The sequence below is a fragment of the Shouchella miscanthi genome (assembly GCF_007725405.1).
Taxonomy (GTDB): domain Bacteria; phylum Bacillota; class Bacilli; order Bacillales; family Bacillaceae_D; genus Shouchella; species Shouchella hunanensis.
Genome location: NZ_CP042163.1, coordinates 923,400 through 936,462 on the forward strand (window position 1 = coordinate 923,400; position 13,063 = coordinate 936,462).

Below are 13,063 nucleotides of genomic sequence, written 5' to 3' on the forward strand. Positions count from 1 at the left end.
TATCCGTATTTGTACTGGGAACTATACTAGCAGTAGGACGTTCAGCGTGTTCGACAAAACCTGATATTACATAGATATTACAGGATAAAAGTCATGGGAACGTGTAATTTCGACTTAAACTGGCAAAAAGAAGAGTATGCCACAAATACGATTTAATCGAGGCGTGTTTATACGATAAAAAAGTAAAAATGAACGTAGTAATGATGAGGTTACAGAAATGCATGTGAGACTATTATTGAAGAAAAAGGAAATAAGCGAGAGTGAAGAGTAAACGAAACAGTCTTGAAAAATGACTGTGGATGAAAGTGGGGAATACCCTTAGTTACGTGTCTTCTTACTAAAAAGGCAAAAAAAACACAACTCAGAAGAATTGTGTTCGATCCTTACATAAGAAACCGTTGAAAAGAAACAACTAGAACGACAACGATAACAAGACTTGGGAGCAAGTTAGCAATTTTAACATTAATGACGTTTAATAGATTAAGCCCTATTGCAAGTATGAGAATACCTCCAATACAAGTAATCTCTGCGATAATCATATCCATTAGCATATCAGGTACAAAAGCATCGATTTGATTGGCCAACAACGTAATACTAGCTTGATAAAGAAATACAGGAATGGCTGCAAATAATACGCCGATCCCTAATGTTGAAGAGATAATAAGCGCAGAAAAGCCATCAATAGACGACTTTGTAAATAATAAACTATGGTCACCTCGAAGTGCTGCTTCAAGTGGTCCAATAATAGCCATTGCTCCTGTTGCAAAAATAAGTGTAGAGCTAACAAAAGCTTGAGCTACATTACCTTGGCTGTTTTTACCAATTTTAGTACCTAACCATTGACCGAGCTGATTTAAACGTTCATCAATTTGGAGCCAGCAACCGAGTAATGCCCCACTTGTCAAGCTTATAATGATAATAAGGAAATTCTCCCCTGTTACAGCCATTTGAATCCCAATGACAATTAAAGCAAGAGAGAGTGCTTGCATAACGAGCTTACTTATATCCTCGGGTACGTTTCGAATTCGTACACCAATTAATGAAGCAACAGCAATGGCTGCTGCATTAATAATCGTTCCTAATAACATTTCACGCCTCATTCCATCTAGCAATGCTTCATTATAGCAAATTCGTTTAGCATGTTAAAGTGATTCTGAATGCTAAAGAGTATTCAGTTAATTAGTAGAATGAAGGGCAATTTTTTGGAACACTAGAAGATGCGTTTACTGTAACTGAATAAAAAAATCTCTCCTGCAATCAACAGTTTTTATGATTGGCCATGGTCATTCTGAACGTTCGGATAAAAAAGATATTGCTAAATAGAAACCTGCCCTATATAATTATTTACGAAAGCGGTTTCGTAAAAGTTTTACAGCGATTATTACTTATTAAGTAGTTTCACGGCTGTAGATAGACTTTCATTGTAAGCGCTTAATTAAAACTCTTTTCCGAAAGCGCTTTCTGACGGTCTTTTATACAGTAATCAATCAATGAATAGAGGGGGAAATGGCAATGAAAAAATGGTTAATGTACAGCGCAGCACCTTTATTATCAGTAACTTTATTAGCGGCTTGTGGTGGTTCAGACGGTGATGATGGCAGTAGTAGTGAAAGTGTAGAAGGAGAAACAACGAGCGAAACGATCGGCTCAGGGGATATTGAATTGGTTTTTTGGGAGTTTGGAAATACTGGCTACGATAAATTAATTGAGGAATATGTAGAAGAAAATCCAGATATTACCATTAATCTTCAAAATAGCGATATGAATGATATGCATGATAATTTGTTTACATCGATTTCTGCTGATACTGGCGCACCTGATATTGCGATGATCGAGGAAGCGCAAATTGAACGCTACCGTACAGCGGAAGATTCATTCAACAACTTGTATGACCTAGGTGCTGGAGATGTCCAAGATGAATTTTTAGACTGGGTCTGGAACAATAGTGAAAATGCATCTGGTGATTTTGTGTTTGGTTTGCCAACTGACATTGGTCCGACCGTTATGTTTTATCGTACAGACGTGTTTGAAGAGGCAGGTTTTGACTCTTCTCCTGAAGCTGTTTCTGAATTAATTCCAACGTGGGATGCTTATAAAGAAGTGGCTTTGCAAATCTATGAGGAAACTGGAAAGCTTATGACAGATGCAGGTGAGCTTATTTACAATGCGAGAAGAGACCAAGCTTCCCAGCAATACTTCAATACTGATGAAGAATTAATTATAGATGATCATCCAGAGATACGTGAAGCTTATAACTATACAGCTGATTTCTTTGATCAAGACTTAGCAGGAGATATTCCGCTATGGACACCAGAGTGGTTTGCAGGTATGGCTGATGGTTCTTATGCAACGATGCTTGCTCCAGCTTGGATGCAAGGGGTGATTAAAGACAACAGCCCTGAAGAAGGTGTGTGGTCGATTACAACGATGCCAGAAGGTGCAGGAAACTGGGGAGGATCGTTTTTGACGATTCCAAGTGAATCTGAGCATGCAGAAGAAGCATATGCGTTTATTTCGTGGTTAACAGCTCCAGAGCAGCAACTAAAATCATTTTTGGATTATGGACTGTTCCCTTCAGCCCCAGCGGTGTATGAAATGGACGAATTCATTAATTATGAAGATTCATATTTCGGAGGAATTCCAACAGCACAAGTATTCTCAGAAGCAGCTCAGCAAGTTATTCCGGTTTATAAAGGACGCAACTATTATTCGATTGATGATGTCATAAAAGAAGCATTAGATAACGTATCTGCTGGTGATGATCGCGATGAAGAATGGTCGGCTTCTTTAGATACGATAGATCGTATTTTAGCCCGTTAATCGTTGCGATTTTAGGGTGGCTCTCATGTTAATGAGTCATCCTTTTTACTACTCTTAAAAAACCAGTAGGGAGGTTTAACGTTGAAGGCAGCTCAATCAACTCAAATAGACCCAAGTAAAAAGCCAAAAGGTAATCGAGAGAAAAGACGTACAGCATTAGCTGCGTACTTCTTTGTTTCACCATTTTTTATTTTGTTTTTAATTTTTGGGCTTTTTCCGATGGTGTTTAGCTTCTACTTAGCTTTTTTCCGGTGGGATGGACTTGGAGAGATGACGTATGTGGGTCTAGCGAATTTTCAATTTATTTTCAATGATCCTGTTTTTTACTCTTCCATTTTAAATACCTTTATTATTGGACTATTAGGAACGCTACCCCAAATTATCTTTGCTATATTAATTGCATTTGCCTTAAATTCTGCGTTAATAAAATTCAGAAATACGTTTCGAACGATTATTTTTCTACCGTACATTACCTCTGTCGTCGCAGTAGCGATTATTTTTGGAGTCGTTTTTAACAACCAGCCTTTTGGTTTTGTGAACTATCTTTTAAGCTTGGCTGATATTGAACCAATCAGGTGGAACGCGGAATATTGGCCAGTGAAAATAGCGATTGCAACTATGGTGTTCTGGCGTTGGGTAGGGTACAACACGATTATCTTTTTAGCAGGTATGCAAAGTATACCGAAAGAATTATACGAAGCTGCCAAAATTGACGGAGCAACAATTAGTCAGCAAATTCGATTGATTACATTGCCAATGTTAAAACCAATTACGTTATTTGTCGTTTTCACTGCAACCATCGGAAGCTTACAATTGTTTACTGAGCCACTTATCTTCCTTGGTCGTAATTTAAGAGAAGAAGGTATTACAATGGTTGCTTACTTATGGCGCGATGCGTTTGTCTATAATTCGTTTGGCACTGCTTCTGCAGCGGCAATTGCTTTATTCTTTATCATTATTGTGTTAACGGTTGTGAACTTACTTATTACAAGTCGAATGGGACGGTCTAAAAAAGTCGGATAGGAGGTTAGGCAATGGGAAAGGAAAAGAATCATGGAAAAAAGAAGTTTTCTGTTCAAAAGCTGTTTGTTTATCTATTTTTAATTGCTGGTTCACTTGCGTCTTTGTTTCCATTTTATTATATGTTCGTTATGGCGACCCGTATTAATCGTGAAATTAATCAAGTGCCACCTCCTTTTACACCGGGGGCGGATTTAGTATCGAACTTTCAAAAGGTCCTGAACAATATTGATTTCTTTGGTGCCATGTGGAATAGTTTTTTTGTCGCCACAACTGTTACGCTTGGGACGTTGCTATTGTGTTCTCTCGCTGGGTACACATTTGCAAAGCTTGAATTCAAAGGGAAAGCATTTCTCTTTACAGCTATATTAGTTACGATGATGGTACCACCGCAACTTGGATTAATTCCGCAGTATTATATTATTACGTCCTTAGGATGGTTGAATGACTTTAGAGCCATTATTATTCCAGGGCTTATTAATGCATTTGGGATCTTTTGGATGAGGCAGTATATTAAGGAAGCCGTACCGTTTGAAATTATTGAAGCGGCTCGAATTGACGGTTGCTCGCATTTTCGTACTTACTGGAATATTGTAGTACCCACCGTGTTACCAGCATTTGCAACATTAGGTATTATTGTGTTTATGACTGTGTGGAATGACTTCCTCTGGCCGTTAGTGGTACTGAGAGATCCATCTATGCAGACGCTACAAGTAGCGCTTCGTTCATTAAATGATGCCCGTCAATTAGATTATGGTATGTTAATGTCAGGAACATTTTGGGCGACGGTTCCGTTACTAATCGTCTTTCTACTCTTTAATCGCTTGTTTATTCAAAGCTTGTCTGAAGGTGCCGTTAAAAGTTAAGTTGTGTGAGGCTGGCTACTTGTCAGCCTCGCTAATGGAGGTGAAAAGCGTTGACAAGTATAATAATAAAAGTGGCAGAACGTATCTATGCATTCGTCGCATTAAATGTGTTATGGTGCGTTTTTGTTTTACTTGGACTCGGTGTTTTCGGTTTTATGCCAGCTACTGTTGCGCTTTTTAGGATGATGAGAGAATGGAATAGTGGAAGAAAAGAACTACCTCTACTGAAAAGCTTTTTAACATTTTATAAAGAATCGTTTATACGGGCAAATCTATATGGTGCACTGTTTTTAGTGGTGTTCTATATTATCTATGTAAACTATCAGTTCGTTTCATACTTTTATGAGGCGTCTATTCATTTCTTTTTGTATGTAGTCATTTTTAGCATCACCGCAGTAGCGGTCATGACATTTGTCAATTTATTTTCCGTTATGGCCCACTTTGATCATCGTCTCTTTCATTATCTTAAGCTTGCTTTTGGAATGGTGTTTGCGCATCCATTTAAATCATGTTTGCAACTTTTTTGGCTCATTGCGTATGTGTTGGTTGCACTGTTTTATCCAAAAGCATTTTTACTTATTGGCGTAAGTGTCTTCGCTTATGTGATAATGAGCATTAATTTTTCAACTTTTAATCTATATAAAAAAGATACCCCTGTCCCGTGAAAAAGGTAGGAAGGAGAAGCAATGATAACGATATACGACATCGCAAAGAAAACGGGATTCTCTATTAGTACCGTTTCTAAAGTATTAAATAAACGAAGTGACGTAAGTGAAAAAACAAAAAAAATTATTAATGAAGCCGTAACAGAATTAGGCTATTTACCGAGTTCAAATGCTCGTTCTCTTTCAACTAAGAAATCATGGACGATTGGGGTTGTATTTGTCGAAGATGCTGGAAATGGTCTTGAGCATCCTTTTTTTAATGCAGTTATTGAAAACTTCAAGAAAACGGTTGAAATTGAAGGCTATGATTTATTATTCGCATCAAGGAAAATTGGTAAAGAAAAGCGATCGTATTTAGATCACTTCATGTATCGTGGTGTTGACGGCGTTGTTGTTGTTTGTTCGAGTCATACACCAGAACTTCAAAAATTAATCGATTCCGATATACCATCTGTTGTCATTGACCTAGATACACGAGGGGTCAGCGTGGTCTATAGTGATAACTTTCACGGTGCTGAATTAGCTGTGGATCATCTTATTTCACTAGGTCATGAAAAGATTGCCCACATTTCTGGTCACAAAAAGCTTTATGTAGGGGAGGAACGGCTTCAAGGTTATAAACAAACGATGAAAAAACACGATTTGTTTATTCCAGATGAGTACATTGTGGATGGCGGCTATTTTACATACGAGGGAGGTAAAGCGGCAATGGAAAGATTGCTCGCTGCAAAAGACACTCCAACAGCCGTATTTGTAGCAGGGGATTTAATGGCAATTGGAGCGATGGCAGCGATTTACGATGCAGGTTTAACCATTCCAGATGATATCTCCATTGTCGGATTCGACGATATCCAAATTGCAGAATACGTGCATCCAGCCTTGACGACGATACGACAAGATACGAAATTGATTGGTAAAACAGCCGCAACATTAATTATGGACCAAATGGCAAATAAAAAGAAAGCGCATATGTCGGTGAAAATTCCTGTATCACTCGTTACGAGACGCTCTTGTAGAGAGCGAAAGTAAAAACGTTCTCGGACCAATATTCTTTTAGGTTGGCATTCTATGAGAATAATGTGCATGTCTTCTTATAGTGACGGTGTTCCAATCCACTCATAATGCTCCCATCCGCTTGTTGCTGGATCGTTTATGGTACCACTTGTCACTCTGAAGTCGAGCCGAAGCTTCCATCTACTGTAGAAGCGGTACTGGAAGGGCATTGTAAGTAGAAGAGATTGACATTGTTAGACGATTCCAGAATCTAACACCGTATAGCCAAGGTATTGCACCGCTCGCATCAGTTCCATGACAGCTATTTAATTAGCGTTAGCGTCTAGCGCAGATGTACTTGGCGTATAGCGAACCCATTCGTACGTTGCTTGGGTAGCTTCACCTGTATACCTACCTGCCCATTCGTCAATTCCGTATGTGTTCCATAAATTCATCATTATTTTTCCTGGTGTAGTTGGGATGTTTTCCGTTCTGGTCGCAATTGGCTCCCCATTGACATACCACGTAATAGAATGCGGTTGCCAATCAAATGCGTACGTATGAAAATCTTGAGAAGCATCAAAACCTAGATCGTGCAAGATTTCGTTGTTTCCAACGCCGTTCGTGTAATAGTTAAATTGCACTTTTGTTGTATCTTTTCCTAAAAATTCAATGTCAATCTCATCCCACGGATCCCCATTATACGATGGACCTGTATAGGTGAAGAAAGAAGAAATCATGCCAGACACATTGGATGGTTTCATTGATACTTCATATAAACCATAGCCATAAAAGTCGTGAGTGGTGTACTCGGCGCATTCATAAGAATAGGGCGCAGGCAAAGAAGTGTTACTTCGAATGGATAGTTCCAACTGCCCGTTAGGGAAATTGACTCGATCTGCCCGCCAGTGGCAGCCGAAAAATGGATCGTTATTTCGCCAACCGTTTGACATTTGCCAATAGTGTTGATCATGTTGGTTAAAAACAGTAAACAACCCTTGTTGCTGAGCAGTTGCATTTGTAGGTGGAAGAAGAAGGAAACAACAAAAAATGAAAAATAAACTGACGAAGTAGTGCTTCATACGGATCATCCTCTCAATAAAATAGTGACACTCAATCAGTGTACGGAGTGGCTAAACAGAATATGAGTAAAAAAAGCCTCCAAAACCAGAATAGGCATTGGAGACTCGATTCTTACGCTTATAATTGATCCAACAAGTTAAGAGATTCTTTGTTAAATGCCGGAATATCATCCGGAACTCGACTCGTTACTAAATGACGTGAGACGACTACTTCTTTATCAACAACAGTAGCGCCTGCGTTTTCTAAATCTTTTCGAACCGAAACAAAACTTGTTACTTCGTGTCCTTTTAATAAATCTGTATCAACGAGAAACTGTGGTCCATGACAAATAGCAAAGACTGGCTTTTCCTCTTTCATAAAGTGTGCGGCGAATTCAGCATTCTTAGGATCTGCCCGAAGCATATCTGGAGAAAACCCACCTGGCACAAGCAATGCGTCAAAGTCTTCTGGCTTCACATCACTCACGTTTTTATCGGTTTTAAATGTCTCACCGTTTTTACCGGTAATTTTGCTGTCTTCATTTGAGTTAAGTAACGTAACCGAATGACCAGCTTCTTCATACGCTTTGACTGGGTCTGTTAATTCAACCTCTTCTACCATATCTGTAACAAGTACTGCTACTTTTGCCATAAAACAATCACTCCTCACTAAATCTTGTCTACTTATTGTGTACCCGAATGGGATTGTTAAAAACATCAATTTCTGAAAAAATTAGTCAGGGTCTTTGTCTGAAGGCTTCATTTTGCCTGTATGGAAGACGCCTAAGCACCAAAAGGCAATCATAAGAATGATAGCGGCGATGAGCACAGGAACGGAACCGAACTGAATAATGAGTGGAATAGCTGCTGCCGTAACGAGACCGCCTCCCACCATTGGTTCAAAAAGAATTTGCTTGTAGCCGAATGCATCAAGGGCTGGTGTTTTATTTTCAGGGTCAACAATTCGCATGAGCATAATACCGGTTGCGGCAACACCCATACCTTGTCCAAAGTCACCGATCCCTCGTTCAAACCAATAGGTTGGGATCATTTTAGGGCCTAGCCAAAGAAAGAAAACAATATTACTAATAATGCCGGCCAGCGCCAATAAGATAAACGGGACGATATGATCGCCGATGACCGTTAACGAGAGAGAGGCAATCGCACTAATAATTAAGAGATCAAGTGCAAGTCCTTGAATACGTGATATGGTCTTGCGATCGACTAATTTTCGTTTATCAAATTTAGCTAGAAATACCTGTAGAATGATGCCCCCAATCATGGCCATGGGAAATAAAGGAACATAATCAAATAGGTAAATGTCAAATGCTTGTCCATACGTTACATCTTCGAGCCAAACGAATGCTTCGAGAATGGTATAGCCAATAAAAATGGCAATGGCAATAAAGCCAAGGTGAAGAGCTAACGGTTCAATAGAAACTGGAGACGTTGTTTGGATACCGGAAGCTTCCCGATTATGTTCTTCAATGACACCACTCTTTTGATCAACAGAAATATCCTTTGGGTGATCAAGGGTTGTTGTTTTTCCTTTACGAGCTGCCCAATTTACTAATACCATTCCAAATAGTACCCCTGAAAGCATGCCAATGGTAGCTAAACCAATAGCGAGGTCATAGCCTTCTTCAAAGCCGATGTCAGCAAAGGTTCCCGATAAGCCAGCTGCTGTACCGTGACCTCCAACAAAGCTAATTTCAATTAAGGCCCCTGCTGCTGGATTAAGGCCGAAAAGTGGCGTGAGGATCGTAATAGCAAGTAAAAGTCCAATCACATAATGTGCCCAAGACATGGTATAACCTAAAGCGATTTGAGGTCCACCAGTTTGCCAAATTTCTTTTGGTTTTGGTAATACAAAGCCAATAAACAAAGAGGCAAAGACGACATTTATTAATAGGCCAGGAAGCTCTCCCCAAATATCAACAATAGAAGCTGTAAATAATCCACCGTCACTAAGAAAATCTCCCCCAAAACGCCCAATGACTTCCGGTCCTATTATGAGGGCTAAAAAACCACCGATTAACGAACTAGGAAGAAATAAAGATTGAAACAAAGGTACCTTCAGCCGTATCCACTTTCCGATTACGAGCATGATCGCTATAATGACAATGGCCATTCCGATAACCTCAATAGTCATGTACATATCTCCTATACTGAAAAAATTAGCTCCAAAAAATGCTCTTAATTCGTGAAAAAAAGGAGGCGTGATTTTAAAGCCCGCTAAGGATGTTTTTTACCCTTAATGGATGGCAGGAAAACCTATACGCCATTAAAGAGAACGAACATTCACAGAAAATTTATTTCATCTAGATGCGTCGAATACTGGAGGTAGATACGTTGTTTCATAGGGTAGATAGTGGGAAAAAGGGCGATTATGCAGTGGTTACTTGTAGTCAGTTTCTTGCTTTAGGAAACGTAACGCGTTGGCTTCGACAGCTTTAGTTACTTTTTCGTAGGGCTTGATTGCGGCAATTAGGGCCCCAATCACTGGTGGAACGGTAGGTGTTAAAATGGACCAAGAAGAGGTTTCCTTTGACAGCGCACACTTAATCATCGAGACAATAGCCGTTTGATTCATGACACCCCCTGCTAAAACGATCGTCCCATCCCCATGGTTGTTGATTCTGTTTATAAGAGAAACAAGTTGTATGGCAATCCCATTTGCTGAGTCCACGATAATGTCTTCTGCTAGGGGATCTCCTTCCTCAAAGGCTTGAAAGACGTACGGACAAAGCTGAGCAACTGCATCGCGACCATTCTCTTGATACACTGCAGGAATAACGTTCTCGATCACATCTGCTGAAAAGTGTTGGAGAATTAGCTTTTGTAGTGGTGTATTCCTTTCTTTGTGAGTCAAAGCTGCACGGATGGCTGAACGACCAATGGCAAATCCACTACCTTCATCCCCTAGCAAATAACCCCAGCCACCTAAACGGTGCTCATTCCCCAATGCATCAATTGCGTAAGTGACAGAACCAGTTCCTGAAATGTGAATGATTCCTGGTTGCCCAAGTGTGGCGGAATAAAGTGCTGCAATCGCGTCATGATGAACGGTAATAAAACTATGTTCTGGTAAAGCAGGGCGTATTGAGGCTATTATCGCTTGCTGATAAGTCGAAGAACTACCCCCAGCTACGCCACAGTAGATCGAACGGACGTTGGCATAGGCGGTGGGATGCTGTGTTTTCAAATCAGTAAGCAAATCATGTAACCTCATTAGGCATCTATCCAGTCCAACTCGATTAGGATTTGTGGCAGCAGTTTGTTGATACGCTAAAATATGACCCTTTGAAGTACTTAAAACTGCTACTGTTTTCGTGCCACCACCATCAATTCCAATATAATACATGACCATCATCCTTTCTCTTCTTTTAGTAAGTGTTTTGGGGAAGTGATGAGGGTGTAATCCATTAGCGTTCAAGCAAAGCAGAGAACATAAAAGCCCGGATCGATGTGATTACCAATCCAGGCTGCATGGTACAACTAAAAAGGGAATGGGGTCTACTCATTCCTAGCGTAAAAATTCAATGGCTGCTCGGGTTTCATGTAAGTGGGTCACTGTCTTTTCATATTGATGAGAAGCAACACACATAAAGAGAATATCAATGACTTGCAGTTGCGCAATTCTTGAAGAGGTGGCTCCGCTTCGAAATGTTGGTTCCTTTGTGGCAGATGTATATAAAGGAATGTCTGCTTGCTCAGAAACAATCGATTGTCCGTATTTACATAAACTAATCGTCGTCATTCCTCTCGAATTAGCAATCTCAAGAAACTGTTTTACTTCTCTTGTTTGACCTGAAAAAGAAATTCCCACAGCGACGTCTTGCTCATCGCCTGTAGAAACGAGTGTTGCCGCCATATGAAGGTCGGAAAAGGCGTGTGCGGTCTTGTCGATGCGGAGCAATTTTTGCATGGCATCTTGAGCAATGATGCTCGAAGCACCGATTCCAAAAAAATGAATCTTACGTGCTTTCCTTAATGTTTGAACAGCCTTTTCAAGCTGATGTGTGTCAAGAAGTTCTGCAGTTTCTTGAATTGTCTGGATGGTGTTGGTTGTCATTTTATCAATTATGGAAGCAGCCGATTCGTTCGGTTCAATATCACGTAAACCAGACTCCTTTGTTTTCTGAAGATCACCGGCAATTCGAAGCTTTAAATCAGGTAATCCTTTTAGCCCTAATGATTTACATAAACGGATGACAGCGGCGCCACTAGTATCGCTTCGTTTCCCAATTTCATTTGCTGTAAGTGAAATGACTTCTTTTGGATGTTGAATCATGTAATTGGCAATTTTTTTCTCGGATGGTGGAAGGGATGAACGCATTTCGGTAAGCATGACTAGACCGCCGGTCATAAAGGCCATTAAAATCAACTCTTTCTATTTTAACTGATGCCTCTAGTATACTAAATTTTGATTGAGGAAGCATACAATCGCTGAGGACTTAGGAATAGAGAAGGTAGTGACTTCGTTGTTTTAAGAACGCTTTGGATTGTTTTTTACTTGTAGCGAAAAAGGATGTAAGATCTCCGTTTCGTATGGCTTTCCGCAAGGTGTCGGTACCGGCAAGGAGATCAAACATATAATGACCATTTGTAGGCTTAGTAAAACTGAAATGCTCAGGGTAACGCTCAGCGATGAGTTGGATGATTTTAATTCCGCTTGAAAAGGGTTCATAGAGACTCGTATCGGTTAAATGAAGTTGAACCCCATGACATTGTGCACCATTATACTTTTGATAGGTTGGAACAAAGGAGGCTTGTCTGGCAATGACTCCCGGTAGCCGAAGATGATTTATCGCTTGAGCAAGTTCAAATCCATTTATAAATGGGGCACCGAATTGTTCAAAAGGTTTAACTGTCCCTCTGCCTTCTGATAAGTTTGTGCCCTCAATCAAGCAGGTTCCTGGGTAAAGGAGAGCCATGTCAAGGCTTGGAGCATTTGGTGAAGGTGGTACCCAAGCGTATCCTGTATCGTTGTGAAGCATATCTCGTGACCAACCTTCCATTTTTACAATATGAAGGTCGCATTGGTAACTAAACTCATGCTTAAATAATAAGGCAAGTTCACCAACGGTCATGCCGTGACGATTAGGGATAGGCAAAAGACCTACAAAGGATTGAAAAGCTTCTTCAACTAGATTGCCTTCAACATTAAGGCCACCAACTGGATTTGGTCGATCGAGTACAATAAAGGTTTTATTGTGTTCCTGACAAGCCTCCATCATATAAGCCATTGAATAAATGTACGTGTAATAGCGAGAACCAATATCTTGTAAATCAAAAAGAACGACATCAATGTCTTCAAGCATTTCAGGAGTGGGTTTTCGAGTTTGACCGTAGAGGCTATAGACTGGTAAACCAGTATGAGGGTCAATGCTAAACTCAATGTGCTCGCCTTCTTTTGCATCTCCTCGAATGCCGTGTTCTGGAGCGAAAAGAGAGACCAGGTTTACTTTTGAGTGTTGATAAAGAAGGTCGATCGTCGGTTGTAGCGATTGATTCACTCCTGTTAGATTGGATAGAAGACCAACCCGTTTTTTTTCAACTAATGAATAATCCTTTTCAAGAAAACAATCTAAGCCGAGTTTCATTTGTATCCCTCCATAGCGTTTTAACGTGTATT

At 40.0% G+C, this 13,063-nt stretch carries 12 protein-coding genes; 5 read left to right on the forward strand and 7 right to left on the reverse strand.

Annotated features, from left to right (window positions below):
- Positions 1-383: 383 nt before the first annotated feature.
- A complete protein-coding gene (locus tag FPV17_RS04405; RefSeq protein WP_035393081.1) occupies positions 384-1,088 on the reverse strand; it encodes a DUF554 domain-containing protein in 705 nt (234 codons plus the stop codon).
- Positions 1,089-1,512: 424 nt separating this feature from the next.
- Here FPV17_RS04405 and FPV17_RS04410 point away from each other — a divergent pair, with 424 nt between their 5' ends.
- From FPV17_RS04410 to FPV17_RS04430, 5 genes are all read left to right on the forward strand, one after another.
- On the forward strand, positions 1,513-2,820 hold the full coding sequence (locus tag FPV17_RS04410) for an ABC transporter substrate-binding protein (protein ID WP_144558269.1): 1,308 nt from the start codon (positions 1,513-1,515) through the stop codon (positions 2,818-2,820).
- Positions 2,821-2,901: 81 nt separating this feature from the next.
- Entirely contained in the window at positions 2,902-3,843 is a 942-nt protein-coding gene (locus FPV17_RS04415) for a carbohydrate ABC transporter permease (RefSeq protein WP_246117127.1), read from the forward strand.
- 11 nt (positions 3,844-3,854) lie between these two features.
- Complete coding sequence (locus FPV17_RS04420) at positions 3,855-4,706, forward strand: carbohydrate ABC transporter permease (protein ID WP_035393069.1); 852 nt, start codon at positions 3,855-3,857, stop codon at positions 4,704-4,706.
- A gap of 50 nt (positions 4,707-4,756) precedes the next feature.
- Positions 4,757-5,371 carry a YesL family protein gene (locus FPV17_RS04425; protein WP_035393068.1) on the forward strand — a complete coding sequence of 205 codons (615 nt, stop codon included), beginning with the start codon at positions 4,757-4,759 and terminating at the stop codon, positions 5,369-5,371.
- Between the two features lie 21 nt (positions 5,372-5,392).
- Entirely contained in the window at positions 5,393-6,400 is a 1,008-nt protein-coding gene (locus FPV17_RS04430; protein ID WP_144558271.1) for a LacI family DNA-binding transcriptional regulator, read from the forward strand.
- 290 nt (positions 6,401-6,690) lie between these two features.
- Here FPV17_RS04430 and bglS read toward each other — a convergent pair whose 3' ends face one another.
- The 6 genes from bglS to FPV17_RS04460 form a co-directional block, all read right to left on the reverse strand.
- Complete coding sequence (bglS, locus tag FPV17_RS04435; RefSeq protein ID WP_437183307.1) at positions 6,691-7,455, reverse strand: beta-glucanase; 765 nt, start codon at positions 7,453-7,455, stop codon at positions 6,691-6,693.
- A gap of 109 nt (positions 7,456-7,564) precedes the next feature.
- Positions 7,565-8,077 (reverse strand): type 1 glutamine amidotransferase domain-containing protein, encoded by a 513-nt coding sequence (locus FPV17_RS04440; RefSeq protein ID WP_035393066.1) that lies wholly within the window; start codon positions 8,075-8,077, stop codon positions 7,565-7,567.
- Between the two features lie 81 nt (positions 8,078-8,158).
- Complete coding sequence (locus tag FPV17_RS04445) at positions 8,159-9,577, reverse strand: sodium/glutamate symporter (RefSeq protein WP_144558274.1); 1,419 nt, start codon at positions 9,575-9,577, stop codon at positions 8,159-8,161.
- 246 nt (positions 9,578-9,823) lie between these two features.
- On the reverse strand, positions 9,824-10,789 hold the full coding sequence (locus FPV17_RS04450) for an N-acetylglucosamine kinase (protein ID WP_186370732.1): 966 nt from the start codon (positions 10,787-10,789) through the stop codon (positions 9,824-9,826).
- A 162-nt stretch (positions 10,790-10,951) separates the two neighbouring features.
- Positions 10,952-11,803: a MurR/RpiR family transcriptional regulator gene (locus FPV17_RS04455; RefSeq protein ID WP_035393063.1), complete on the reverse strand. Its 852-nt coding sequence runs from the start codon at positions 11,801-11,803 to the stop codon at positions 10,952-10,954.
- 79 nt (positions 11,804-11,882) lie between these two features.
- Positions 11,883-13,031 carry an exo-beta-N-acetylmuramidase NamZ family protein gene (locus FPV17_RS04460; RefSeq protein WP_144558278.1) on the reverse strand — a complete coding sequence of 383 codons (1,149 nt, stop codon included), beginning with the start codon at positions 13,029-13,031 and terminating at the stop codon, positions 11,883-11,885.
- Positions 13,032-13,063: the final 32 nt, after the last annotated feature.